The 24,476-nt window shown below is 71.0% G+C and carries 28 protein-coding genes and 2 pseudogenes; 22 read left to right on the top strand and 8 right to left on the bottom strand.

All coding sequences use genetic code 11. The features are described 5' to 3' along the window. Window positions 1–2 precede the first annotated feature (2 nt). Window positions 3–1,433, bottom strand: coding sequence for a SpoIIE family protein phosphatase (locus tag M2271_RS31680; protein WP_280890835.1), 1,431 nt, complete (start codon window positions 1,431–1,433; stop codon window positions 3–5). Window positions 1,434–1,840: 407 nt separating this feature from the next. On the opposite strand from M2271_RS31680, the gene M2271_RS31675 reads away from it, so the two are divergent. Continuing rightward, window positions 1,841–2,380, top strand: a complete 540-nt coding sequence (locus tag M2271_RS31675) for a hypothetical protein (RefSeq protein WP_280890834.1) — start codon at window positions 1,841–1,843, stop codon at window positions 2,378–2,380. A 45-nt stretch (window positions 2,381–2,425) separates the two neighbouring features. Continuing rightward, window positions 2,426–2,707, top strand: a pseudogene (locus M2271_RS31670) (helix-turn-helix domain-containing protein); the annotation flags it as partial. Between the two features lie 24 nt (window positions 2,708–2,731). On the opposite strand, the gene M2271_RS31665 reads toward M2271_RS31670, so the two are convergent. Then, window positions 2,732–4,357, bottom strand: a complete 1,626-nt coding sequence (locus M2271_RS31665) for an alpha/beta hydrolase (protein WP_280890833.1) — start codon at window positions 4,355–4,357, stop codon at window positions 2,732–2,734. Window positions 4,358–4,555: 198 nt separating this feature from the next. Here M2271_RS31665 and M2271_RS31660 point away from each other — a divergent pair, with 198 nt between their 5' ends. Then, entirely contained in the window at window positions 4,556–4,855 is a 300-nt protein-coding gene (locus tag M2271_RS31660; RefSeq protein ID WP_280890832.1) for a hypothetical protein, read from the top strand. A 296-nt stretch (window positions 4,856–5,151) separates the two neighbouring features. Here M2271_RS31660 and M2271_RS31655 read toward each other — a convergent pair whose 3' ends face one another. After that, window positions 5,152–6,192, bottom strand: coding sequence for an alpha/beta hydrolase fold domain-containing protein (locus tag M2271_RS31655; RefSeq protein ID WP_280890831.1), 1,041 nt, complete (start codon window positions 6,190–6,192; stop codon window positions 5,152–5,154). A gap of 174 nt (window positions 6,193–6,366) precedes the next feature. On the opposite strand from M2271_RS31655, the gene M2271_RS31650 reads away from it, so the two are divergent. From M2271_RS31650 to M2271_RS31640, 3 genes are all read left to right on the top strand, one after another. Further along, entirely contained in the window at window positions 6,367–6,771 is a 405-nt protein-coding gene (locus tag M2271_RS31650) for a hypothetical protein (RefSeq protein WP_280890830.1), read from the top strand. Window positions 6,772–6,872: 101 nt separating this feature from the next. After that, the gene (locus tag M2271_RS31645) at window positions 6,873–7,649 is read left to right on the top strand and encodes a GNAT family N-acetyltransferase (protein ID WP_280890829.1); all 777 of its coding nucleotides are present in this window, start codon (window positions 6,873–6,875) and stop codon (window positions 7,647–7,649) included. Window positions 7,650–7,732: 83 nt separating this feature from the next. Further along, a complete protein-coding gene (locus tag M2271_RS31640) occupies window positions 7,733–8,731 on the top strand; it encodes an NAD(P)-dependent oxidoreductase (RefSeq protein ID WP_280890828.1) in 999 nt (332 codons plus the stop codon). Between the two features lie 141 nt (window positions 8,732–8,872). Here the strand turns inward: M2271_RS31640 and M2271_RS31635 are convergent, their stop codons facing one another. Next, the gene (locus tag M2271_RS31635) at window positions 8,873–9,313 is read right to left on the bottom strand and encodes an SPW repeat protein (RefSeq protein WP_280890827.1); all 441 of its coding nucleotides are present in this window, start codon (window positions 9,311–9,313) and stop codon (window positions 8,873–8,875) included. 302 nt (window positions 9,314–9,615) lie between these two features. Between M2271_RS31635 and M2271_RS31630 the strand changes: the two genes are divergently transcribed. The 8 genes from M2271_RS31630 (at window position 9,616) to M2271_RS31590 (ending at window position 15,504) form a co-directional block, all read left to right on the top strand. After that, entirely contained in the window at window positions 9,616–9,819 is a 204-nt protein-coding gene (locus tag M2271_RS31630) for a hypothetical protein (protein ID WP_280890914.1), read from the top strand. Between the two features lie 830 nt (window positions 9,820–10,649). Further along, complete coding sequence (locus tag M2271_RS31620; protein ID WP_280890825.1) at window positions 10,650–10,847, top strand: hypothetical protein; 198 nt, start codon at window positions 10,650–10,652, stop codon at window positions 10,845–10,847. Window positions 10,848–10,906: 59 nt separating this feature from the next. Beyond that, window positions 10,907–11,458: an NADPH-dependent FMN reductase gene (gene ssuE / locus M2271_RS31615; RefSeq protein ID WP_280890824.1), complete on the top strand. Its 552-nt coding sequence runs from the start codon at window positions 10,907–10,909 to the stop codon at window positions 11,456–11,458. 202 nt (window positions 11,459–11,660) lie between these two features. Continuing rightward, on the top strand, window positions 11,661–12,011 hold the full coding sequence (locus M2271_RS31610; protein WP_280890903.1) for a YciI family protein: 351 nt from the start codon (window positions 11,661–11,663) through the stop codon (window positions 12,009–12,011). Continuing rightward, window positions 12,011–13,192, top strand: coding sequence for an RNA polymerase sigma factor (locus tag M2271_RS31605; protein WP_280890823.1), 1,182 nt, complete (start codon window positions 12,011–12,013; stop codon window positions 13,190–13,192). Before M2271_RS31610 ends, M2271_RS31605 begins: the two co-directional genes overlap by 1 nt. Window positions 13,193–13,626: 434 nt before the next feature. Then, on the top strand, window positions 13,627–14,514 hold the full coding sequence (locus M2271_RS31600) for a glycoside hydrolase family 19 protein (RefSeq protein ID WP_280890822.1): 888 nt from the start codon (window positions 13,627–13,629) through the stop codon (window positions 14,512–14,514). 64 nt (window positions 14,515–14,578) lie between these two features. Continuing rightward, entirely contained in the window at window positions 14,579–14,776 is a 198-nt protein-coding gene (locus tag M2271_RS31595; RefSeq protein WP_280890821.1) for a hypothetical protein, read from the top strand. 65 nt (window positions 14,777–14,841) lie between these two features. Next, window positions 14,842–15,504, top strand: coding sequence for a 1,4-alpha-glucan branching protein (locus M2271_RS31590; RefSeq protein ID WP_280890818.1), 663 nt, complete (start codon window positions 14,842–14,844; stop codon window positions 15,502–15,504). A gap of 185 nt (window positions 15,505–15,689) precedes the next feature. On the opposite strand, the gene M2271_RS31585 is transcribed toward M2271_RS31590, so the two are convergent. Beyond that, a complete protein-coding gene (locus tag M2271_RS31585) occupies window positions 15,690–15,821 on the bottom strand; it encodes a hypothetical protein (protein ID WP_280890817.1) in 132 nt (43 codons plus the stop codon). Between the two features lie 107 nt (window positions 15,822–15,928). Here M2271_RS31585 and M2271_RS31580 point away from each other — a divergent pair, with 107 nt between their 5' ends. Further along, a complete protein-coding gene (locus M2271_RS31580) occupies window positions 15,929–16,324 on the top strand; it encodes a VOC family protein (protein ID WP_280890816.1) in 396 nt (131 codons plus the stop codon). Window positions 16,325–16,348: 24 nt separating this feature from the next. Further along, window positions 16,349–17,437 (top strand): adenosine deaminase, encoded by a 1,089-nt coding sequence (locus M2271_RS31575; RefSeq protein WP_280890815.1) that lies wholly within the window; start codon window positions 16,349–16,351, stop codon window positions 17,435–17,437. Here M2271_RS31575 and M2271_RS31570 read toward each other — a convergent pair. Then, complete coding sequence (locus M2271_RS31570; RefSeq protein ID WP_280890814.1) at window positions 17,401–17,916, bottom strand: DUF664 domain-containing protein; 516 nt, start codon at window positions 17,914–17,916, stop codon at window positions 17,401–17,403. The two genes, M2271_RS31575 and M2271_RS31570, sit on opposite strands and share 37 nt — an antisense overlap. Before the next feature lie 28 nt (window positions 17,917–17,944). Next, window positions 17,945–18,832 carry a LysR substrate-binding domain-containing protein gene (locus tag M2271_RS31565; protein ID WP_280890813.1) on the bottom strand — a complete coding sequence of 296 codons (888 nt, stop codon included), beginning with the start codon at window positions 18,830–18,832 and terminating at the stop codon, window positions 17,945–17,947. A 117-nt stretch (window positions 18,833–18,949) separates the two neighbouring features. Between M2271_RS31565 and mgrA the strand changes: the two genes are divergently transcribed. Then, window positions 18,950–19,942, top strand: a complete 993-nt coding sequence (gene mgrA / locus M2271_RS31560) for an L-glyceraldehyde 3-phosphate reductase (protein WP_280890812.1) — start codon at window positions 18,950–18,952, stop codon at window positions 19,940–19,942. Window positions 19,943–20,190: 248 nt separating this feature from the next. Here the strand turns inward: mgrA and M2271_RS31555 are convergent, their stop codons facing one another. After that, window positions 20,191–20,475 carry a DUF1905 domain-containing protein gene (locus M2271_RS31555; RefSeq protein WP_280890811.1) on the bottom strand — a complete coding sequence of 95 codons (285 nt, stop codon included), beginning with the start codon at window positions 20,473–20,475 and terminating at the stop codon, window positions 20,191–20,193. 118 nt (window positions 20,476–20,593) lie between these two features. Here M2271_RS31555 and M2271_RS31550 point away from each other — a divergent pair. The 5 genes and pseudogenes from M2271_RS31550 to M2271_RS31530 form a co-directional block, all read left to right on the top strand. Next, window positions 20,594–20,674 (top strand): annotated as a pseudogene (locus M2271_RS31550) (nuclear transport factor 2 family protein); the annotation flags it as partial. 281 nt (window positions 20,675–20,955) lie between these two features. After that, the gene (locus tag M2271_RS31545; protein WP_280890810.1) at window positions 20,956–21,363 is read left to right on the top strand and encodes a PepSY domain-containing protein; all 408 of its coding nucleotides are present in this window, start codon (window positions 20,956–20,958) and stop codon (window positions 21,361–21,363) included. Between the two features lie 47 nt (window positions 21,364–21,410). Further along, window positions 21,411–22,046 carry a hypothetical protein gene (locus M2271_RS31540; protein ID WP_280890809.1) on the top strand — a complete coding sequence of 212 codons (636 nt, stop codon included), beginning with the start codon at window positions 21,411–21,413 and terminating at the stop codon, window positions 22,044–22,046. 193 nt (window positions 22,047–22,239) lie between these two features. After that, entirely contained in the window at window positions 22,240–22,986 is a 747-nt protein-coding gene (locus M2271_RS31535; protein WP_280890808.1) for a response regulator transcription factor, read from the top strand. After that, on the top strand, window positions 22,983–24,398 hold the full coding sequence (locus M2271_RS31530) for an ATP-binding protein (RefSeq protein WP_280890807.1): 1,416 nt from the start codon (window positions 22,983–22,985) through the stop codon (window positions 24,396–24,398). The genes M2271_RS31535 and M2271_RS31530 overlap by 4 nt, the downstream gene beginning before the upstream one ends. The last annotated feature ends 78 nt before the right edge of the window (window positions 24,399–24,476 follow it).

Genomic DNA, 24,476 nt, shown 5'->3' with positions numbered 1-24,476 from the left:
TGCTACGACGTCACCCTGACGACGAGTACACAGGCGTCGTCCTCGCGCTCCGCCTCGCCGAACTCCTCCACGACCACCCGTACGCAGTCCTGTGCGGTACGCGCCTCGCCGAACCGGGGGGCCAGGTCGAGGAGACGGTTCACGGACCCGGTGTGGCTGTGCCTGCGCACCAGCCCGTCGGTGTGCAGCAGGAGCAGGTCACCCGGTCGGAGGGTTTCCTCGGCCTGCTCGTAGACGGCTCCGGAGGTCGCGCCGAGCAGGACACCGGCCGGTGCGCGCAGCGCGCGCCCCGTCCCGCCGCGGAACAGCAGCGGGGCGGGGTGTCCGGCCTGCGCCCAGACCAGGGTGCGGGTCTCGGGCCGGTAGCGGCAGCACACCGCGCTGCCCAGCGCCGGTTGCGCGGTGACGTCGAGCAACTGGTTCAGCCAGGCCATCAGTTGACCCGGTTGGGTGCCGGTCATCGCCATGCCGCGGACGGCGCCCAGCAGGGTCGCCATACCCGAGGTCACGGCGACTCCGCGGCCGGTGAGGTCGCCGACGCTGAGCAGGGTCTCGCCGTCGGCGAGTTCGAGGGCGTCGTACCAGTCACCGCCGATCAGGGCGCTCGTCGACGACGGCAGGTAGTGGGCCGCCAGGTCGAGTGTCTCGGGGCCCTGGCGCGGGAGCCGCAGCGAGCCGCGCCACGGCGGCAGCACAGCTTCCTGCAGCTCGATCGCGAGCCGGTGCTCGGTCTGCGCGCGGTGCCGTTGACGCTGTAACGAGTCACGGGTCTCGCTCACCGTCCGTTGGCTGCGGCGCAGTTCGCTGACGTCCCGCAGCACCGCCCACATCGAGGCGGTGCTGCCGTCAGTGTCGAGCACGGGCTCGCCCCTCATGTGCACGGTCCGCACGCCGCCGTCCGCGTGTACGACGCGGAACTCCCCGTCGATGGGCTTGGCGTCCACGAGGCAGTCGGTGACCAACGCCGTCAGCTTCGGCCGGTCCTCGTCGAGTACCAGGGACGGCAGCTCGTCGAGGGTCAGCGGAGCGGCGGCGGGGTCCCGGCCCAGGATCTGGTAGAGCTCGCCGGACCAACTGGCCTCATCCGTGAGGAAGTTCCACTCCGCGCTGCCGACCTGGCTGAGCAGCGAGCCGCGCCGGGGAGCGGGCGGCACGGCTCGGGGGGCGGGCGCCGCCTCGGGTGACGCCGGCACGGGCGGCGGGCCGTCCCGCAGCTGTGCCAAGTGCTCGTCCAGGTCGGTGAGTTGATGCAGCGCCAGGTCGTACAGCGCACGCTGCCATCGGTCCTGCGGGTCCGATCCGTCCGGCCGAGCGTCCCGTCGTACGGCGTCCACGTCGCCCTTGAGCCGTCGCGCCTGCGATATCAGCGCGTCGACCGAGCCGCGTTCCGGCGGCGGTGCGGCGGGGTGGTCCGCAGAGAGATGGGGCGGCATGACGCACTCCGATGGGGGGACGGTACGACCAAGGCGGGCGGAAGGACCGTTACGACTGTGGCACAGCCCGCGACGGGCTGTAAGGGATTTGGCAACACACGATACGGTGGTGCTTCTGGCATATGCCACAGTCTTCACGGTGTGGGCGACCGAGGCGCCCGGGGTGCGGCACCAAGTGGGTCAAGTCGTCTGATGTGCACGGGACTTGACCGGTCGGCTGGTGGTCGACGCGGGTTCGGTTGTGTGTTCGACGGCCTTGTGTTCTCAGTGGTCGGCTCCAGAAATCCTTGGAGGGTTGACTTCGAGGCCCGGTTCTGTGTCGGTTCGTCAGAGGTCTGGGGCGGCGAGGTGGTCGGCTGGCAGGCGCCGGCGGGGGCGTCCGCGGTTTCGGCAGCGATTGGTACACGTTGGGCGACGAGGCCCGTCGGTCCGAACTCGTCGGCCTCTACGCCCGTGTGCTGACCAAGGCCGAGGCGCCGGGCGTGCTGCCGGCAAGGGGTACTTGGGAAACCTGGCAGCCGGGCCGCGCGCAGGGACCACTGGTCGGCGGCTTGCTGAACTGCCTGGTCCAGTTGCAGGCGACACCCTTCGCACTGGCCGCCGAACGGTTCGACGGCGCCGTCTTGTTCTGGGAAGAGGTACAGCGGCCGGTCACGCGGATCTGGTGCGACCTGCATGCCTTGCGGCTGTCCGGTGTGCTGGACCGGATCGCGGGCATGGTGGTCGGCATCCCGAGTGAGGTCACGCCCTACGAGGGCGGCGGAGACCAGGTCGGTCTGCGCGACGTTGTGCTCGACGTCCTGGCGCAGCGTGACATCCCCGTCCTCGCCCAGGTCGACTTCGGCCACACCTCGCCGAACCTGCCGCTGCCCCTCGGTGTCCGCGCAGACGCGGACGCGGACAACCGGACCCTGTCCCTGCTCGAGTCGGCGGTCGCGGAACGCTGAGTTCTGTCGGATCCTGGCACGGGTTTCGGCGGGCTGCGGCCCGTCGTGATCCGCTTCTCCCGATCGGCCCGTCTGCCGTGCCCGTTGCCCCGGCCTGCCCGATGGTCCCGACCGCCACCGAACGTGAGCGGTCGAAGAGGATGGCTCGGCCGCAAGATTGAGCACCGGCTGCGGATACGCGCGCAGGTCGTCCTGGATGCGGCACAGGGACGCTCCAACGCGCGCAGCGCCCATGAGATGGGCCTGCACTCGGACACGGTCCGCGTCCGGCACGGCCGCTTCGCCCGCGGCGGGCTGTGGGCCCTGGCCGACCGCAAAGGCTCCGGACGTCCCGCCCATGGCCGGGGTACGTCAGTCGCGGTCGCCCTCGGGCCCGCAGGAGCTGCCGTCGGGCGGGAGCGAGCCGTACAGCAGGAACGCGTCGACGGTCCGGTGCACGCACGTGGAGGAGGCGTAACCCGTGTGTCCCTCGCCCTTGTTGTCGAGTACCACGGCCGAGTCGCCCAGCCGTTCGGCCGTCTCCACGGTCCAGCGGTACGGCGTCGCAGGATCGCCGCGCGTGCCCACGAGGAGCATCTTGGGCGTGGCTACGTCCCGCACCTCCTCGCGGATGAAGTCGGTGCCCTTCGGACGGCCGAAGCACATCAGGTACTCGGTGAGCCGGTAGCGGCCGAAGACGGGGGATGCCTCCTCGTACGCGGTGCGCAGCCGGCCGAGGTCACGGGTGATCCGTTCGGCACCGGGGCGGTCGGGATCGTCCGCGCAGTTGATCGCCATCAGCGCCGCCGGAAGGTTGTCGAGCGGCACGTCCTCCTGGTCCACCAGACCGCCGTCCGCCCTGCCGCCGGGCCGGGAGCCGGACGCCCGGGAGCCGGACGCCCACGAGTCGGACGCCCGGGAACCGGAGCCGCCGCCGGAGAGAGCGAGGAGCGCCCGGGTGTCCCCGTCCTCGACCAGCGAGGCGAGCGCCCGTTCCAGCGAGGGCCACAACTCCTCGCTGTAGAGAGCCTGTCCGATCGCGCCGACGAGGTCCTGGCCGGTGAAGTCCCTGCCGAAGTCCGTCGGCACCGGGTTCTCGTCCAGCGACGCGACCGACCGTACGACCTCCTCGCGTGCCGAACGGGCGTCTGTGCCGAACGGACAGGCGATGTCCTTCACACACCAGTCGACGAAGTCCTCCAACGCCCTCTGCTGACCCTCGGCGCCCGCCACGCCCTGGTCGGACAGCGGCTCGGTGAGCGTGTCGACACCGTCGAGCACCAGTCGGCCGACCTTCTCGGGGAACTGGGCCGCGTACACCGCACCGAGCCGGGTTCCGTAGGAGAAGCCGAGGTAGTTGAGCTTCTTGTCGCCGAGGGCCTGACGCATCACGTCCAGGTCGCGGGAGGCGTTCACCGTACCGATGTACGGGAGGACGGGCCCGGAGTGCTTCGCACAGGTGGCGGCCACCTCGCGCACCTGCTGGAGCACCGTCCGTGGATCGCCGGTGACGTCCCTGTCCCCGTCCGTCACCAGGACGGCCTGCTCGGTTCCGTCGCCGCAGCTGACCGGCGAGGACCGGCCGACGCCCCGGGGGTCGAAGGACACCACGTCGTAGTCCTTCGCCAATCCCATGAAGTCCTTGCCCCCGGCGGCGAGTCCGGCGACTCCCGCACCGCCGGGCCCGCCGAAGTTCAGCAGCACCGAACCCCGTGACTTCCCCGTGGCCCGGTAGCGGGCGAGCGCCAGGTCGAGGGCGGGCCCCCGCGGTTTCGCGTAGTCGAGGGGGACGACGACCTTCCCGCACTGGAGATCCGGGGGCATCTCCGCGCCCTCGCACTTCACCCACGTCACCTTCTGGCGGTAGAACCGCGACAGATCCGGTGCGGAGCCGTCCGACGAGGCTGCCGGGAGCCCCGCGCCGAGCAGGGCCAGTCCGGCCGCCGAGGTGATCGCGCAGCGCCGGGCCGTGGGCCGCGCCGACAGCTTGGCCAGCATCGATGCCTCCCAGGGGCGCCCGTCGCGAACCGGGAAGCGGCGCCCTCGATCACGATAAGCGGACCTCGCGGGGCACGCCTCCGGACCAGCGGGACGGCGACACCTGCCCTACCCTGTGCCTCCCGCCGTTACCGGCGCGCTGGTCCTCCGGCGCTTCCGGGGGCTTGGCGTGACCGGATGAAAACCGATGATGGCCAGGTGAGGACAGAGAACCGTCGGCAGGGGTACGCGTACGTGCCGGGTTACGTGCACCTGGACGCCCTGGGGGTCGCGGAGGCGGTGCGTGACGCGCGCGGTGAGGTGGTGGCTGCGCCGGCGGTGATCGTGCCCAACGAGGCGGGGGCCTCCTCCGTCGTGCCCGTGGTGCGGACGGCGGCAAGCGGTGTCTCCCGTGCGCTGGGGGCACCGGCAACGGGCACCGGGCGGCCCAGAGAGCCCGGTGGCCCTCGTACGGCAGCGCGACGGCCGTACGAGGGGCACGATACTGGTTACTGGTAGGAGCCATGGAACGATCTTGAAGCCCCGAGGGGCCCGGGATCACGGCTCCGGTGAGTCACGCCGAGGCGGGCCGGTCAGCCGGTCAAGGTGTCCACGGTCCGGCGATCCCGTGCCCGGCGCCCTTCAGCTGGGCCTCTTCGGCTCCGGAAGTGCCCCGGCGTGCCGCGCCGGGTGCCGGGCGGCGTGTCCGGTTCGAGGACATACCGCCGGTACGACGGTTCCGCCGGGGCAAGGGCGATCGCGGGCTTTCCGGCTGGTATTACGTGGCGGGCACCGGCGGCCACGCCGAGAGAACGTCAGTGGGTCGCACTCCGGCCAAGGACCCGGTGGAGCCAGCGGAGGCGGGTGTCGCGTGCGTCGAGGCTGAGGGTCGCCTGGGGTGCGAAGGTGTCGAAGCCGTGGAAGGCGCCGGGCCAGACGTGCAGTTCCGCCTGGCCTCCGGATTGCCAGATGGCGTTCGCGTAGGCGATGTCCTCGTCCCTGAACATCTCGGCCGAGCCGACGTCCAGGTAAGCGGGGGGAAGGCCGGACAGGTCCGTGGCGCGAGCGGGAGCGGCGTAGGGTGGCACGTCCGCGGTGCCGTACGCGTCACCCAGCAGCGCCTGCCACATGGTCGCGCTGGAGACCCGGTCCCCGGTGCCGATGCCGTTCAGCTGGTGGCTGGAGAAGGTGGTGCCGCGGTCGTCGAGCATGGGACACAGGAGGAGTTGCCCGATCGGCTCCGGGCCGCCCCGGTCACGGATCAGCAGAGCGAGCGCCGCGGCGAGCCCGCCGCCGGCGCTCTTGCCCCCGATGATGACGCGCTGGGCGTCGACGCCCAGGGCATGCGCGTTCTCGACGGCCCAGACCAGTCCGGAGTAGCAGTCCTCCAGCTGCGCGGGATACCGCGACCGCGGTGCCAGCCGGTACTCGACGGAGATGACGGCCAGCCCCAGCGGGAGAGCCCAGTCACCCAGCAGTCGCGGAAGCACGGACCACGCGTTCCCCATGACCATTCCTCCGCCGTGCAGGTAATACAGCAGCGGAAGCGGCCCGGTGAGCCCGGCCGGCCGGGCGCTCACCAGTATGACGTCCGGCTCGCCACGCCGGCCCGGCACACGGAGTTCCTCGACCTCGAAGCTGCCCTCGGCCCGCAGGTCCGAGAGCGTCGGCCTCGGCCGTGCAGCGGCATCGCGCTCCTGCCTGGCCACAAGGTTGTCAGCGGTCAACGGCACCCTCGCCGAGGCCGCCCCGAGTCCCTTGGCCGACAGCGCGGCGCCCAGTTCGGCATCGAAGGGAGGTGCCGGAGCGCCCTCCGCAGCGGAGTCGGCCGCTGGCGACGAGCCATTGACACGCATGACGCTCCTCCTGCCGGGCGGGACGGCGCTGTCCGGGCAACCAGCCGCTCCGGCAGCTTACTTGACAGCGCGACCAGCAGCAGGCGCTCCGCATCGGTCTTGGAGGGTGCGACCTGCAGCATCGGCACCACCTCGCCGGTGGTGGGCAGGGTGTAGGCGATGAAGCTGTGGTGGGTGAGCTCCAGCATCTCCTCGATCCGGATGCCGGTGTGCCGCAGCACTTCCACCGTCGCCCAGGACCAGAATCCCGCCTCCTCCTCGTGCGGCCTCGACGCCACCTGGACCGGGAAAGAGATCGTCTTCGGCGTCACCAGCCTGCCCGCCCACCTCGCCGGCCCCGCTCACCTCAACCACTACGAGAGGGCTCACCGGTCCATCGAAAACAAGATCCACTGGGTGCGGGACGTCACCTTCCACGAGGACAACTCCCAGGTCAGGACCGGCACCGCACCCCGAACCCTGGCCGGCTTCCGCAACCTGGGCATCAGCACGTTCCGCCTGGCCGGACGAGCCAACATCGCCCACGCCCGCCGCGATCTCCTCAACCACAACGACGCCTTCGCCGTCTACGGCATCTGATCAACTACCACGAAGCCGGACACAACCGAACAACGCCAGGGCCGTGCACGGACACGGGGCTGACCGCACCCGCGCGGGCCTCCGGATGATGGAGTGGGCGCATGGATCTCAGCGCGGTACTCGCCCTGTACGACCGGGACATGCGCGAGGGAGCGCAGCCGGACGGTCCCGATGCCCGGATCGAGAGGGTGGGGCGGGTGGTCCGCCAGGTCTCCTCGGCGCAGGGCTGGAACGGTGTCCTCTGGTCCGACCTCGACGAGGCGTCCGCCGACGCCGCGATCGCCGAGCAGATCGCCCACTACTCCGTGCCGGGCCGCGCGTTCGAGTGGAAGCTCTACGGGCACGACCTGCCCGTGGACCTCGGGCAGCGACTCCGAGCCGCCGGGTTCACGGCCGAGTCCGAGGAGACGCTGATGATCGGCGAGGTCGCCGACCTGCCTCTGGACGCCGCCCCGCCCGAGGACATCCGCTTCCTGCCGGTCACCGACGAGGTCGGCGTCCACCTCGTCGCGGACGTGCACAAGAAGGCCTTCGGCACCGACAGCTCCCGGCTGCGGCACCAGTTGCTCACCCGGCTGACGGAGGATCCGGACTCCGTCGTCGCCATTGTCGCGCTGGACGGGGACACGCCGGTGAGCGCCGCCCGTATGGAACTCGTCCCCGGCGCCCGCTTCGCCGGGCTGTGGGGCGGCGGCACCGTCGAGGGCTGGCGCGGCCGGGGCATCTACCGCGCGCTCGTCGCCCAGCGGGCCCGCGCCGCCCTCGACCGGGGTTACCGCTACCTCCAGGTCGACGTCTCCGGCCGGAGCCGCCCCATCCTCGAACGCCTCGGCTTCCAGCCGCTGACCACGACGACGCCGTACATCTACCTGCCATAGCCCCGCCACCGGTCGAGGGCGTGCGAAGGAGACGGCCGCGGCCCGGATGTCACATGTGCGCCGGTCCGGTCCGTCGTAGGAGTATGACGACGAACCACAGTGTCCACAGCAAACGGAGCGTCCTCCTCGCGGGGGCGAGCGGAGTCCTGGGCCGCCACCTCACACACGCCCTCACCGAGGCCGGTCACCAGGTCACCGGGCTCGGGCGGGGGCCCAGGAGCGGCATCCGGGCCGACCTCCTGGACCGCGACGCCCTGCTGCGCGCCGTCGACGGGCACCGCTTCGACACGGTGATCCACGCCGCGACCGCCCTGCGCAAGGCACCCGTCCGCCACCGCGACATGCGCGCCACCGACGCACTGCGCACCGAAGGCACCGCGCACCTCGTCGAGGCCGCTCTGAACGTCGGGGCCCGCCGTTTCGTCACCGAGTCGATGGTCTTCGGATACGGCTACGGGGACCACGGCGACCGCCCGGTCACCGAGGACGACCCCTTCGGCCCGCCCGGCAGCTCACCCGAGCTGGAACGGCACATCGCCGCCATGCGGACCAAGGAGCAACTCACTTTCGAAACCAAGGGCTTGGAGGGCGTCGTACTCCGCTTCGGCCTGTTCTACGGCCCTGGCGGCACCGACGCCCTGCTTCCTCTGCTCCGCAAGCGGCAGTTGCCCGTCCCCGAGGACCGGGGCCGGGTCCTGCCGTGGGTGGAACTCACCGACGCGGCACGCGCGGTCGTCGCGGCGGTGGAACGCGGCCGCGCCGGAGAGGCGTACAACATCGCGGACCGTACCCCGCTCGGCTTCCGGGCCCATGTGCTGTGTGTGGCCGAGGAGTTCGGACTGCCGAAGCCGATGACCGTGCCGCTGTGGCTGATGAGACCGATGGCGTACGCGCACACCATGATGTCGACGACTCTGCGGGTCTCCACGGCGAAGGCCGAGCAGGAGCTGGGCTGGACGGCGACGTACCCGTCGAGCCGGGAGGGCCTTGCCGCACTGCGGGCCGCGTCGCCTGCCGACAGCGGCGTGCCCGCGACCGGGCGGGCGCGGTCACGCCCGGTGCGGCGAGGCCGATCCGGATGAGCCGTGACAGCCCGTCGCCCGTCGGAAGACGTGGGCCGTGCCGTCGAGCACGCTCGCCGTGTCCTTCGGTCACGCAAAAGGGCCGGTCCACGGGGCGCGGACCGGCCGTATTGTCTGTGTCTGTTCCCTTCCCGTCGGTTCCTACGGCCTCGGGGCGCTCCTCGCCGCCGTACCGATGCACATCAGCCCCAGGATCACCGCGAGAGCGCCGACGACGACGTTGTTCCAGATGACCCCGGCGTCCGGGTTGTCGCCGACGATCCACGGCGAGACGATCATCCATACGCCGAGTGCGCACATGGCCCAGCTCAGGCCGTACATGCGTTCCGGGGTCTGGGTGAATCCGAGGGCCAGCAGGCCGATCGCGATGCCCACGATCAGGTTGTGGGTCACGAGGCTGGGCTGGCTCGTCGTGTAGTGGAGTATCCAGGGCGATACGGCGCAGTACAGACCGAGCAGGAACACCGGTCCGTCCACGAGCGCCACATCGCGACCGCCGAGCATGCGGGCGTAGCGTTCCCGCATTTCCGAAGCGTCGGGGTGGGTGGTGATGTCACCCCTGCTGTGCGAGACGTTGGCCATGACTCGTCTCCTTTGACTTGCAGGCCTGACCGCGTCTGGTGCGGTGTGTGCGGTAAGCGCCGCCTAGGTTCATTCTGCGCTTATTTTCCCCTTATGTGTAGAGGTCAGGGGCAGGAGAGCAGGGCGGTACAGGTGAGGGTCCCGGCGAGCCGGCCAGGGCCCGGCGCCATGGCCCCTTCCGTCGAAGGGCCCGGTTCGGTTGTGGAGGTTTAGGGGGGGGTGTCGCGTGTTTCCGTCCGGGTTGCGGAACGCGGCACATGCCTGGGCCGTTCGTGGGCAGCCGCATCGTAGGAGAGGTGTTGTTGAGAGTCGGAATCGAGCTGGAGGTGGCGGCCGCTATGGACGCGAAGGTGTTGGAGCGGTTTCCAGCGGGAGCTCCGCGCGGATCGTGGCCGGCGGAGGAGTACGCGGCGGCGCGTCGCGCCGAGGGCGAGCCCGCGACGGTCGTGATGGACCTGAAGTCGGACGCGTTCCTCGTGGTGGTCCCGACGCGGAACGAGGACTGACGGCGGACTGGGACCGGACCAGGGCCTGTCCTTGCCCTGCCGGACGGGCGGGGCGCGGCGAACATACGGGCCCGGCGGACCTTCGAGGTCCAGCGGACCCGTGGGGTCCGGCGGACGCTCGGCGCGCTTCGACGGTCGGCCGCGGTCCCACCCAGTTCCCGGGGCCCGGCGCACGAACGCGTCGTGCAGGTGCCACCGCGTCGACTCGAAGCCCGCGGGCACGTCGTCGCCGTCCAGGTGGTTGACCAGGTGGAGGCTGCGACAGGCGCAGTTCCTTCGCGGCCCGGCGCAGCGAGCCGATCCGGGTGACCGCCGCGATGTATTCCCGCTGTTCGGTGCGCGCGGCAGCAGAATGCCGGTGATTCCACGGCCCGTTCAAGGGTTTCCCTGTCACCCGTTCGTCAAATGCAATGGTCCGGGATACGAGACCGGTCGGGTTTTCCTTGACGGCCCTCGCCGTCGACTGCCACCATCGACGTCATGACTATGCGACTGGACCTCACGCGGCGACGCCACGTCGACCTCGCGCGCGTCTCCAGCGCCTCCTGTTGTCTCGCGGTCTGATCCGCCGTTCCTTTCGCACGCCCGGCCCTGTCGCCCCGACCCGGGACAGCAGCCTGCCGTGATTTCCCCTTCGCCGCCTGAATCCAGGCCCGAATCCGGCGACCGTCGCTTGAATCCAGTGACCGCCACCTGAATGTGGAGACCGCCGCTTGAATTCGGCGATCGCCGCCTTGATCCAGCGACCGCTGTTTGAATCCAGCCCCCTTTCCCGCCCGTTCGCTTCGGCGTTCCCGAAGTTCTCGCGCATTCCGCAGCAGGGGTTCCGCATGCCCGCAGCGCCCGTGAAATTCACCCATCGGGTCCCCAACGTCAGCGGCGGACTCGTCACCGGTACGGCGAGGATCGAGCAGCGCACCGACCACGTCCGCACGCACACCCTCCACGACCCGGTCGCCTACCAGCGGCGCGAGGTCGGCCGCTGGATCGTCGAAGGCGAACTGCCCGAACCCACCTGGTACTCCTGACCGCCCGCCCAGGGACACCCGTCACGCGCGGGCTCCCCGGCCTCCCTGAAAGAGGGCCCATGGCCACCGTTTTGTCCGTCTCCGGCAGTCCCTCCGCCTCCTCCCGCACGGGCAAGCTCCTGCGTCACCTCGACGCCCGCCTCGCCGCCCAGGGCCACGAGGTGATTCCGCTGGACGTCCGCACCATCCCCGCCGAGGCCCTGCTCGGCGCCGACTTCCGGCACCCGGCGATCGTCGAGGCCACCGAGCTCTTCGAGCGCGCCGACGGCATCGTCATCGGCACCCCCGTCTACAAGGCCGCCTACGCCGGCGTCCTCAAGGCGCTCCTCGACCTGCTCCCGCAGTACGCGCTGGCCGGCAAAACCGTCCTCCCGCTGGCCACCGGCGGTACCACCGCCCACGTCCTGGCCATCGACTACGCCCTGCGTCCGGTGCTCAGTTCCATGGGCGCGGGCCACATCGTGCAGGGCTGGTTCACCCTCGACAAGGACATCACCGCCCACGAAGACGGCACTCTCACCGTCGCCCCGGCCGCGATCGAGGCCCTCACCCAGGTACTCGACCAGTTCTCGACGGCCCTCGGCCGCCCGCTCCTGCTGGCCGCGATGTGACTCTCGGGCACGCCCACCTGGTCGACGCGTTCGATGTGGGGCGCCAGGAGGTCGGCCGTGCGGCAGTGGGCGCGCGTGACGAGGGGGTGCGGTGCGGTCAGGGGGGAGGTTCTTCAGGTGTCGCGGGGCGCGGTGTCGATCCGGGGGCGGGCCGTTCGTGTAGGAGGTGAGACAACGCTCCTACGACGCCGTGGAGGCCGTCATGAAGTACTACCTGCTCAGTGTGATCACGCCCAGCGAGGGCCGGCCGCCCTCCGCCGAGGGGCTCGCGGAGATCAACCGGAACCTCGAGACCTTCCACCAGGAGCTGCGCGAGGCTGGGGCCTGGGTCTTCGCCGGCGGGCTGCACGGCCCGGAGACAGCCACCGTGCTGAGGCCCCAGGGCGGCGACGTGCTGGTCACCGACGGGCCGTACGCCGAGGGGAAGGAGTACCTCGGCGGGATCTGCCTCATCAAGGCCCCCGACCTCGATGCCGCCCTGCACTGGGGGCGCCGGGCGACCTGGGCCACCACACTCCCCATCGAGGTGCGCCCCTTCATGGGCGAGGCCTGATGCCGCTCGACGTCGAGGCCGTGTTCCGTGCGGAGTACGGCCGCGCGGTCTCCGTCCTCGTCCGCTTCCTCGGCGACATCGATCTCGCCGAGGAAGCGGTCCAGGACGCCTTCACCACGGCCGTGCAACGCTGGCCGGAGACCGGTGTGCCCCCGAGCCCGGCCGGGTGGATCATCACCACCGCCCGCAACCGCGCCATCGACCGGCTGCGCCGGGAGGCCGGGCGCGACGAGCGCCACGCCGAGGCACTCCTGCTGCACAGCCCCGACGCGCCGCCCGAGGAGGGCCCCGTGCGCGACGAACGGCTCCGTCTGATCTTCACCTGCTGCCACCCCGCCCTCGCCCCGCAGGCGCAGGTCGCCCTCACCCTGCGGCTGCTCGGTGGGCTCACCACGGAACAGGTCGCCCGTGCCTTCCTCGTGCCCGAGCCGACGATGGCTCAGAGGCTCGTCCGGGCCAAGGCGAAGATCCGCGACGCCCGGATCCCGTACCGGGTGCCCCGCGACGCCGGCCTCCCGGACCGTCTCAAGGGCGTCCTTGCCGTGATCTACCTGATCTTCAACGAGGGATACGGCGGCTCGCCCGAACTGTGCGCGGAGGCCGTACGCCTCGGGCGGCTGCTGACCGACCTCATGCCGGACGAGCCCGAGGCCACCGGGCTTCTCGCGCTGATGCTCCTCGTCGAGTCGAGGCGGAGCGCGCGGCAGGACGCCGACGGCGGGCTCGTACCGTTGCCCGAGCAGGACCGCGGCCGGTGGGACCGCGAGCTGATCGCCGAGGGCCAGGCGCTCGTCCGCCGCTGCCTGCGGCGCAACCACCCCGGGCCCTACCAGATCCAGGCGGCCGTCCAGGCGGTCCACACCGACGCCCCGAGCGCCGACGCCACCGACTGGGAACAGATCCTTCAGCTCTACGACCAGCTTCTCGCCCTCACCCCCGGCCCGGTCGTTGCCCTGAACCGCGCGGTCGCCGTCGCCGAGACCGACGGGCCGGGGCCTGCCCTCGACCTCGTGGACGCGCTGGACCTCGACGGCTACCACGTTTTCCACGCCGTCCGCGCCGACCTGCTGCGCCGCTTGGGCCGTGACCCGGAGGCGGTGCGGGCGTACGAGGAAGCAGCCCGCCTGTCCGGCAACCCGGGGGAGCGCGCCTACCTGGAACGCCGACGCCGGGAGCTCTGAGTGGCGTACGGCGCAGTGCCACCGTCTGCGCGAGACGCTCTTCGAGCGACGGCTTGTCCGGCCCGTCCGGTCTGTCCGGCCCACCTGGTCTGTTCGGTCCATCCGGTCTGTCCGGTCCAGTCGGTCCAGCCCGTCCGCCCGACCTATTCGTTTGCGTCTGACCTACCCGTGTGCGACTGATTTGTCCGGCCTGTCGCCTCGGGCCGTGTGGTTGTGGGCGGTGCGTTCCTGGGTGGAGCCATTCTCTGCGGCCCGCGCGAGTTGACTGGTCTACACCCTTGACTGGTACAGACCAAAGGGGTTGAGTGTGCTGCCACACCCCCCACCACGGCCGCGCCCACGCCGTGGCCGGCCCGACCGGCACGTGCGCACAAGGCCCGGCTCCGCCCTGCCCTTGTCCGGGTGCGGCCGTGCTCCGCAAAGGAGTTGATCCTGTGTCGAGACGCCGTATCTCCGCCGTGGTGACCGCTCTCGTCCTCGGCGCTGCCGTCCCGGTGCTGCTGCCGGCCCCGCCCGCGTCCGCCGCCGCGTGCTCCAGCTATCCGAGCTGGGTGGCGGGACGGGCGTACGCCACCGGCGACATCGTGCGCTACACCGACGGCAAGGCCTACATCGCCGAACACGACAACCCGGGCTACGACCCGACGATCAGCACGTGGTACTGGGAGCCCTACGCCTGCGACGGCGGCTCCACGCCCGTCGGTACCTTCGTGGTGAGCGAAGCACAGTTCAACCAGATGTTCCCGGGCCGGAGTTCCTTCTACACCTACAGCGGCCTCACCGCCGCCCTCAGTGCCTACCCCGGCTTCGCCACGACCGGCAGCGACACGGTGAAGAAGCAGGAAGCCGCCGCCTTCCTCGCCAACGTCAGCCACGAGACCGGCGGGTTGGTGTACGTGGTCGAGCAGAACACCGCCAACTATCCGCACTACTGCGACTCGAGCCAGCCCTACGGCTGTCCCGCCGGTCAGGCGGCGTACTACGGGCGCGGCCCGATCCAACTCAGCTGGAACTTCAACTACAAGGCCGCCGGCGACGCGCTCGGCATCGACCTGCTCAACAACCCGTGGCTGGTGCAGAACGACGCGGCCGTCGCCTGGAAAACGGGCCTGTGGTACTGGAACACCCAGTCCGGACCCGGCACCATGACCTCGCACAACGCCATGGTCAACGGCGCCGGATTCGGCCAGACCATCCGCAGCATCAACGGCTCCCTGGAGTGCGACGGCAAGAACCCGGCACAGGTGCAGAGCCGGGTGACCAAGTACCAGCAGTTCGCGCAGCTCCTCGGGGTGTCACCGGGCGGGAATCTGTACTGCTGAGGGGATGCGCCGGAGCGCGTCACGTGGGTACGCCGGTGCGGCGGAGGTCTGTCGGGCGCTGACGATGACCTCCGGCACGAGCGGTCGATCACCGCGGCGCAGGGCGGCCGGGCTCGGTGTGCAGCACATCGACACGGCCGCCTTCTCCGTCCGTCTTCGTACGGTTCTCCGCGTCGCCGACGAGACCGGGCCGTACGAAGCGACCGCCGCTCACGACGAGGAACCGGCCGCGCTCAAGGCGCCGCACCGTAAAGCCGCTTGAGCCGGGCACCGGCGGTGGCCCAGAGTGAAGGCCCGCATCCGCTCCACGGAAAGAGAACCGGACGCATGGCCGTCATCCACCGCACCACCGTCAAGCCGACCAAGCTCGAACTCCTCACCGCCTGGCTGCCCACCCGTCCCTGGTACGCGGGAGGCCCGGGCGAACCCGTGCTGGCCAAGGCGGGTGGCTTCCGGCTGGACGACCCGAAGGGCGAGGTCGGCATCGAGTTCATGGTGGCCACCGACACCTCCGGGAACCTACCGGCCGCCTACCTGGTGCCGCTCACCTATCGCGGCGCCCCGCTCGCCGGGGCGGAGCACGCCCTGGTCGGCACCATGGAGCACGGGGTGCTCGGCACCCGCTGGGCCTACGACGGCTCCCACGACCCGGTCCTGGTGACCCAGTTGCTCGCCCTGATCGAGGGCAGCGCCCAGGCTCAGGCCCAGAGCGTCAGCGACACCCCGGACAACGACGTCACCCGCTCCTGTGCGGGGGACGTCCCTCTCGCTTCGGGCGCCGTCGCCGTCGACGACGATGAAGAGGGCACCGAGCTGTCCCTGCCAAAGGGCGCGACACTCCGCCTCCACCGGGTCCTGCGCCCCGCCCCGGAGGCCGCGTCCCTCGTCCCGGGGGGAGCGATCGGCCACGTCGCCGGCCCTTGGCAGCAGCCGGACGGTGAGCGCGCTCACGGGCTGTTCGCCGCCCTGTACGCCGGCGCCCGGTCCTAGCCAGGGCCCTTCTGGTGGATCTCCGCGGCGCCGCGCCGTCCGGCACGTATGCGCGGCGTGCGGCACGCACACTCGGCGAACGGCACGTACACCTGACCGTGCGGCACGTACACGCGCCGTACGGTCAGGTGTTACGGCCGACGGCGTTTCGCAACCAGGACAGGCCCTACGACCGGGTCTCCACATCACCCCAGCTGCTTGTGCAGGAAGGGCACCGTGGTCTCCCAGGCGCGGGCGGCCGACTCGGCGCGGTGGACGGGGCGGGCGGGGGACGCCGGAGCCCGTGACCCCGGCGTGATCACCAGCCTGCCACGCACGGAATCACCGTTCCCCAGCACCCCCGGGGTCGTCGACGGGACTGACTGGCGCACCAGACGTTTTACGTATAACCTCTCCCGTCGGTCACCCGCTCCGAAAGGTCCCGATGAGACGCGTCGCCCTGATCACCCTTGTCGTCGACGACTACGACGAGGCCCTCCGCTTCTACACCGAGGCCCTCGGTTTCCGTCTCGTCGAGGACACCCCGCGCCCGGACGGCTCCCGCTGGGTCGTCGTACGGCCGGGCACCAGGCAGGACGGCGCCGATCTGCTGCTGGCCGCCGCCAAGGACGAGGCCCAGCGCGCCCGCGTCGGCGACCAGACCGGCGGGCGGGTCGGGTTCTTCCTGCACACCGACGACTTCGCCCGCGACCACGCCCGCATGCTCGCCGCGGGTGTGACCTTCCTGGAGGAGCCCCGCCACGAGCCCTACGGCTCGGTCGCCGTCTTCCAGGACCTGTACGGAAACCGCTGGGACCTGCTCCAGCCGTCCACCGACTGAGAACCACTGCCGAGGAACACGCACATGACCGCCCCCCGCATCGACACCGACACCCTCCGCCGGCTGCCCAAGGCTGTGCTGCACGACCACCTCGACGGCGGCCTGCGCCCCGCCACCGTGGTGGAGCTCGCGGACGCGGTCGGCCACCCGCTGCCCACCACCGACCCGGACGAGCTGGCCGCCTGGTACGTCGGGGCCGCCGGCTCCGGTGACCTGGTGCGCTACATAGCCACCTTCGAGCACACGCTGGCCGTGCTGCAGTCCCGCGAGGGCCTGCTGCGCAGCGCCGAGGAGTACGTCCTCGACCTTGCCGCGGACGGTGTCGTGTACGGCGAGGTGCGCTACGCCCCCGAGCTGATGCTGAGGGGCGGGCTGGCCCTTCCCGAGGTCGTCGAGACCGTCCAGGAAGGTCTCGCGACCGGGATGGCGAAGGCGGCCGCCGCGGGCACCCCGGTCCGGGTCGGCACCCTGCTGTGCGGGATGCGGATGTTCGACCGCACCAAGGAGACCGCCGACCTGGCCGTCGCCTTCCGGGACGCGGGTGTCGTCGGCTTCGACATCGCCGGTGCCGAGGACGGGTTCCCGCCCGCCGACCATCTGGCCGCCTTCGCGTACCTGCGCCGCGAGAACGTCCCGTTCACCATCCACGCCGGCGAGGCGCACGGCCTGCCCAGCATCCACCAGGCCCTCCAGGTGTGCGGCGCCCAGCGCATCGGGCACGGCGTCCGCATCACCGACGACATAGTGGACGGCAAGCTCGGCCGTCTCGCCGGCTGGGTACGCGACCGTCGTGTCGCGCTGGAGATGTGCCCGACGTCGAACCTCCAGACCGGCGCCGCCACCTCGATCGCCGAGCACCCGATCACGGCCCTGAAGGACCTCGGCTTCCGGGTCACCCTCAACACCGACAACCGGCTGGTGTCGGGCACGACGATGACCCGGGAGATGTCCCTGCTGGTCGAGAGGGCGGGCTGGACGGTCGAGGACCTGCGCACGGTCACAGTGAACGCGCTGAAGACCGCGTTCATCCCGTTCGACGAGCGCAGCGCCCTCATCGACGACGTCGTGCTGCCGGGCTACGAGGCCGCGCTCCGCACCAGCCCCCTGACGTAGGCGGCCTGTCCGACGTGCTGGAGATCGTCGGACAGGACGCTGACCAGGCGGACGGCCAGCGTCACCGGCGGATCCCAGCGCTCGTCCACGACCCGCTCGAACTCCTTGGCGGCAATCCCGCGCAGATACCCGAGCGTCTGCTCGTGCACGGCGTCGTAGTACCCGGTCAGGAGGGCACCGGAGTCGACCCGCACCCTGGCGACCTTCGCGGAGCTGTGCCCGTACCCGGTGTCAAGGCGCGGAAGTCCGAGGCCGAACCGTTTCTCCCAGCCCTCGGTCAGCCAGACCTGGTCGAGCCCCGAGGCGTCGGCGACGTGGTCGTCCTGGACCCGGGTGAGATGCCAGATCAGCCAGCAGACGGAGTTGGCGTCAGCAGAGGGCCGGGCGTTGAGGTCGTCCGGGCTCAGCCCGTCGACGGTGGCGTGGACTTCTTCCTGGATGCGGCCGTACGCGTCGATGAGGATGTCCTTGGCATGCATGAGGTCCACCCTCGCGCATCCGCTGTCTTCATGCGCCCTCTGTTTCCAGGAGGGCCATCAGCGCCCGCGCCGCCGGGCTCGTGGCCTGCGCGGGCGGCAGCAGGGCGACGGTCTCGTACACGGTCTCACCGGTGCCCTTGACCGGGAGGGCGGTGAGCGACTCGCGCTTGTGCCGGAAGTGCCGGGGTACGACGGCGATGCCGAGGTCCTCGTCCACCAGGTCCAGGAGGCTGTGCACGTCGTTGACCTCCAGTGCGACGCTCCGGCGGACGCCCGCGGCGGCGAAGGCGGCATCGGTGGTCCGGCGCGGGCCCCAGTCCGGATGGAAGTCCACGAAGACCTCCCCGCCGAGATCCTCCGGCGTCACGGCCGCACCCGCGCGCGCGAGCCGGTGGCTGGGATGGCACAGCACCGTCATCGGCTCGCTGGTCAGCGGTACGACGCGCAGCTGGTCGGTGTCCTCCTGAGCCGTCCGGACGGCGAACGCCAGGTCCAGGCGCCCGGCCGCGACCTCGTCGGCGAGCGCGCCCGAGCCCGCCTGCCGCAGAGAGATCTCCACGTCCGGGTGCCGGCGCCGGAACGAGGCGAGCAGCCCCGCGACATGCAGACCCGCGATGCACTGCTCCGACCCGAGCGCGAGCATGCCGCGCAGCACTCCCTGTACGGCGGCCACCGCCTCGTGGGCCGACCGCACCTGCGCCAGGATCCGCTCCGCCTCGGTCAGCAGTGCCCGACCGGCCGGCGTGAGCGTCACCCGGCGCGTGGTCCGCACGAACAGCGGGGTCTGCAGCTCCCGCTCCAGTGTCCGGATGGAGGCGGACAGCCCCGACTGGGAGACCAGCAGCCGTTCGGCGGCCCGGGTGAAGTGCTGGTCCTCGGCGACCGCCACGAAGTGCTGGAGATGACGCAGTTCCATGATTGAGAAGCCTATCCGCTGAATTCCATCGGATTCTTCTGTTGGACCAATGTGCCCAGGTCGCGAGAGAGTGGGCACCGGTTCTCAGGAAACCGTGCCAACCCCTCTGGAGTCGCGTTGTACACCGCACATCCCGACCGCTACGCGGACATGCCCTACCGGCGCACCGGACGCAGCGGTCTGAAACTTCCCGCGCTCTCGCTCGGCCTGTGGCACAACTTCGGCCCGGACCGGTCCGTCGAGACGCAGCGTGCCATCCTGCGCCGCGCCTTCGACCTCGGCGTCACCCACTTCGACCTGGCCAACAACTACGGCCCGCCGCCCGGCGCCGCCGAGTCGGCCTTCGGCGAGGCGCTGAAGGCCGACTTCGCGCCCTACCGCGACGAGCTGGTCATCTCCACCAAGGCCGGCTACCTGATGTGGCCCGGTCCGTACGGCGAGTGGGGCTCGCGGAAGTACGTGCTGTCCTCGCTCGACCAGAGCCTGCAGCGGATGGGCCTGGACTACGTCGACATCTTCTACTCGCACCGCCCCGACCCGGAGACTCCCCTGGAGGAGACGATGGGCGCCCTGCACACGGCGGTGCAGCAGGGCAAGGCGCTGTACGTCGGCATCTCCAACTATTCGGCGGAGCAGACCCGGGAGGCCGCACGCATCCTGAGCGAGCTGGGCACCCCGCTGCTCATCCACCAGCCGCGCTACTCGATGCTCGACCGCCGTCCCGAGGACGAGGGCCTGCTGGACGCGCTGGACGAGCTCCAGGTCGGCTCCATCGTCTTCTCGCCGCTGGAGCAGGGCCTGCTGACCGGCCGCTACCTCGACGGCATCCCCGAGGGCTCGCGGGCGGCGAGCGACAGCCCGTTCCTGAACTCGGACGCGGTCACCGAGGAACTGGTGGGCCGGCTGCGCGCCCTCGACGACATCGCCACGTCCCGCGGCCAGACGCTGGCGCAGCTGGCCCTGGCCTGGGTCCTGCGCGGCGGCCGGGTGACCTCCGCCCTGATCGGGGCGAGCAGCGCCCAGCAGGTGGAGGACAGCGTCGGTGCCATCCGTAATCTGGACTTCGACGCGGAGGAGCTGGCGCGGATCGACGCCATCGTCAAGGCCTGACCTGCGGGGCCGACGACGTCATTGTCAAGGCCTGACCTGCGGGGCCGATACGGCCTCGTGCGGCCGGGTGCGCCGGCCGCCGGACTCCAGGTCTGCGCCCGGCAGCCGTGGTCCTTCCCGAACGCGGCCCGCAGATCACGGGCCATCTGCGAGCGCGCGCGTCGCCGCGGGTGACGGCCACCTGCCGACGAGCGCGTCGGTGTGGTAGACGCGCTCGTCGGTGCCGGTCGATGCTCGATGGCGGGGCATCAGCCGAGACGCTCCTGAAGCCGCACGGTCACGGTGTCCCCCGCCTCCTTCCCGATGGCCCGGCGCACCTCGGCCTTCACCGGCAGCATGTGCGTGCCGTCCCCGAGAGCCATGAAGGAGCTCTGGAAGGGGTGCCCGTCGATCGTCCCGCGGACCTTGACCAGGCCCCCGGTGCCGAAGAACGCCACGGAGTCGGGCCAGCGGACACAGGTCCAGCTGCCCTTCTCCGCGCTCCTGCTCAGCTCGGCGGTGAACTCCGCCTCCACTTTCCCGGTCGTAGCCATGACGTCCTCCGCTGTCGATGGTCTCTCTGTCTGGAGACTCCTGCTCAAGAGACCGCCGACGGCGGGAGAACTCATCGCCGACGACCTGCCTCACGCTCCGGCGAGCACCCGGGAACTCGTCATAGCAGGGGTCCACGAGCAGTTCCCGGGCTTCGTCTTCCGGCCGGTCGGCCCGGTGGACGGCCACCACGACACGGCGCAGCGTCGTTCCTCTGCGCCCGGCGTCGAGGTAACACCCTGCCGGTGAGCCTGATTTCGTTCCGCTGCTTCGCGACACGGAGGGGAACACCATGCGCCTTCCATGCCAGTAGACGGCTGTGACCTGCCGTTTTGCGATCGGGGCAAACATTGGCGGTTTGCTGGTCTGTTGCTGTCCTGTGTTGGCCGTGCTCTGGAGGGCGGGTTTCTAGGGTCATGTGTGTCCCCCGGTGATCCGGCCACACGGACCACCGCACCCCGAGTTCGTTCTGGAGATTCCTGATGCGTGCTTTCCCTCGTCGTGCCCTGCTCGCCGCTCCCGCCGTCGTACTGATGTTCGCTCTGGTCGCCTGTGGTGGAGGGTCCGACTCCGACTCCGGCAGCTCGAAGGCCGCGGACACCCAGCAGTCGGCGCAGAACGCCGGGGACGCCCAGGCGGGCGCGGCCGAGGACGAGGCCGGTGAGGAGAAGGAGACGCCGCTGACCGGCGAGATCAAGCAGAAGGCCGAGGCGGCGGCGCTGGCCGAGTACCCGGGCACGGTCGTGAAGTCCGAGGAGGACAGGGAGAAGCCCGGCATGCTCGCGGTGGAGGTCAAGAAGTCGGACGGCACGACGGTCGAGGTGTACCTGGACAAGAGCTACAACGTCACCGGCACCAAGCAGGAGGGCACCGAGGAGAACGAGGGCTGACGGCTCTGCCGTTGTGCTGAACCGTCTCGCGAACAGGAGCAGGCGTCATGCCGGTGGATCCCAGCCGTTCAGAGCCGGCCTCGCAGCCGGACGTTGTCGAGACGGTGGTCTTCGACCGTCTGCCCGCCGATGGCGGGCCGGCCGGTTACGGGGACCGCTACGCGGACGACTCCTTCGACTGTCCCGCGTCGGCCTCCGCGCAGGACTGGGCGGCGGGTGAGTCGCCCGCGCGGGCCGCGGATGCCGCGGACAGCGTCTCCGCCCAAGTGGACACCGGTAACGGAGGCTCCAGCACGGTCCGTCGGGGCGGGCAGGCGGCGGGCGGGTGGCCGCAGGTGGCAGCCCGGCGCAAGCCGGTCCTCCTGGTGGCCGCGGTCCTGCTGATCGTGGGCTGCTTCGGCCTGGCGCTGTCGATGGTCAGCGACACGGTTTCCTCCAGCCCGTCACCCGGTCCCGCCTCCGTTCTCGGTCAGGTTTCCGCCCCGCAGCCGGTGACACCGTCCGGGCCACCGACCAGTGCCGTGCCGCCGGCGGACAGCGGCGCGGGGACCGGCACCGCTGCACCGCCAACCAGCGCACCGCCCGTCACCGCAGATCACCAGGACGACGAACGGGAGGACAACGGGCGCGAGGACCGCCGCGACGGCCAACGCGAGGACGGCGACCGCTCCGACGACGGCTGACCCCCACCACCTTCCGTCGTCGACCGCCCTCCCGCTGCTGCCGTCCGGCCGATCACAACCCCCGCGTTGAGCGGCCGGGCGGCCCCTTTTCATCTGCTCCGTCAGATCTGTCGCATCGTCCGTTTCCTCTGGTCCCAGGCAGGTTGTGATGAACGCTCCGGCTCCTGCTGCGCAGCTGTGCGAGCCTGTCGCCATGCGGCTGCTGTTGATAGAAGACGATGACCGGATCGCCGGACCCCTCACCGAAGGGCTCGGCCGGTACGGATTCACGGTGGACCGGGCACGCACCGGCACCGACGGTCTCAGCGACACCGGTGAGGCTCCCGATCTGGTCCTGCTCGATCTCGGGCTGCCGGACATGGACGGCCTGGACGTCTGCCGCGCACTGCGCGCCCGCTCCGCGATCCCCATCATCATGATCACCGCCCGGGGCGAAGAAGCCGACCGGGTCGTCGGTCTCGAACTGGGCGCGGACGACTACCTCGCCAAACCGTTCGGCGTGCGGGAGCTGGTGGCCCGTATCCGGGCGGTCACCCGCCGCACCGGCGCCCAGCAGGCGTTGCCCCAGGCAACGCACGCTCAGGCATCCGAGGAAGCACCGCCATCCGCGCCCACAACCGCAGCGCAGCGGCTGGGCCGGTTGGAGATCGACCGCCGCACCCGGCAGGTCCGCCTTCAAGGCCGCGAGATCGCGCTGTCCCCGCGGGAGTTCGACCTGCTCGCCTACCTCGCCGACGATCCCGGCGCCGTACATTCCCGCCAGCAGATCATGGACACCGTGTGGGACCCGCACTTCTTCGGCCCCACCAAAACCCTCGACGCGCACGTCGCGGCACTGCGCCGCAAGCTGGGCGACCCCGCCTGGATCATCACCGCGCGCGGCGTCGGCTTCCGCCTCACGGTTCCCGGTGAGGCGGAGCCCGCCGAGGGGGCGTCGTGACCCGGCGCCTGATACTCAGCTACCTCGCGCTGGCGCTGCTGGTACTGCTGGGGCTGGAAATCCCGCTCGGCTACCTCTACGCCCGCGGGGAGGAATCCCGGTTCTCCCAGAGCGTCGAACGCGACGCTTCGATGCTGGCCGAGGTCGCCGAGGAGAACATCGAGAAGGGCAACCTGACGGCCCTGCCGGAACTGGCCCGGGAGTACGCCGAGGACAACGCGGGCGCCCGTGTCGTGATCGTCGACCGCACCGGCCAGGTGCTCACCGACTCCGCCGGCACCACCGACACCGGGACCACGCTCGCCGGCCAGCCGGACATCGCCGCCGCCCTGCGCAACCAGACCACCGTTGCCACCCGCACCGGCACCGATGGTGGTGACGTTCTGGCGGCAACGATGCCAGGTTCGTCCGGCACCACGATCCGCGGCGCGCTGCGGGTGACCTACCCGATGACCATGGTCACCGACCGGGAACACCGCATCTGGGCCGCCCTCGCCCTGGCCGGCGCGTGTGTCCTGGCAGCCGTGGCGCTCGTGGCGTTCACCCTGGCCCGCTGGATCACCCGGCCCCTGCGCACCCTGGAACGCGCCACCACCCAACTCGCCGTCGGCCGTCTGGACAACCCGCCCGACGCCGACAGCGGACCGCCCGAACTGCGCCGCCTGGCCGCCGCGTTCACCCACACCACCACCCGCCTGCAGCACCTGCTCCAGGCCCAGCACGGATTTGCCTCCGAAGCCTCCCACCAGCTCAAGACGCCGCTGACCTCGCTGCGGCTGCGCCTGGAGAACTTCGAGCCCTACCTCGACCCCCGCGCCCATCCCAGCCTGGAAGAGACCATCGGAGAGGTCGAACGCCTCAGCCGCATGGTCCACGGCCTGCTCGCCCTGGCCCGCCTGGAAAACACCGCCACCACCCCCGAACCCGTCGACGCGGACGCCGTCCTCGCCGAGCGGGCGGCCATGTGGGAGCCACTCGCCGCCGAGCAATACGTCACCATCACGGTCTCCGGACCGGCAGCCGGCCCGGTGTGGGCGATCCCCGGAGCACTGGAACAGATCATCGACAACCTGGTCGCCAACGCCCTGCGGGTCTCCCCACCCGGCACGACCATCACCCTCGCCCGCGCCCCCGGCACCGATCTCCACGTCATCGACCAGGGCCCCGGCATGCCGGAGGCTGACCAGGAGCGGGCCTTCGACCGCTTCTGGCGCGCCTCCGACTCCCATCACGACGGCACTGGCCTGGGCCTGCCCATCGTCCGACACCTCGTGCACGCCTCCGGCGGAAAGATCACCCTGCGGGCGGCCCCCGGCGGCGGTCTGGACGCCCACGTCCGTCTGCGCCCCGTCGGCCGGGAACGCCGCTTCCAGGCGACCGCCCTATCAGGTGCGGCAGGCCGAGGGCGGTGATCACCCATCCGAAGTGCCGTTGGATCGTCCCTTCTTCTGGAGGCCCCATGCCGTTGAAGCCGCGGCCGCTGTCCTGAC

Origin of the sequence: Streptomyces sp. LBL, from assembly GCF_029893585.1 — a bacterium.
In the GTDB taxonomy this organism is placed as follows: domain Bacteria; phylum Actinomycetota; class Actinomycetes; order Streptomycetales; family Streptomycetaceae; genus Streptomyces.
This window is presented reverse-complemented; position numbering and strand designations above follow the sequence as displayed.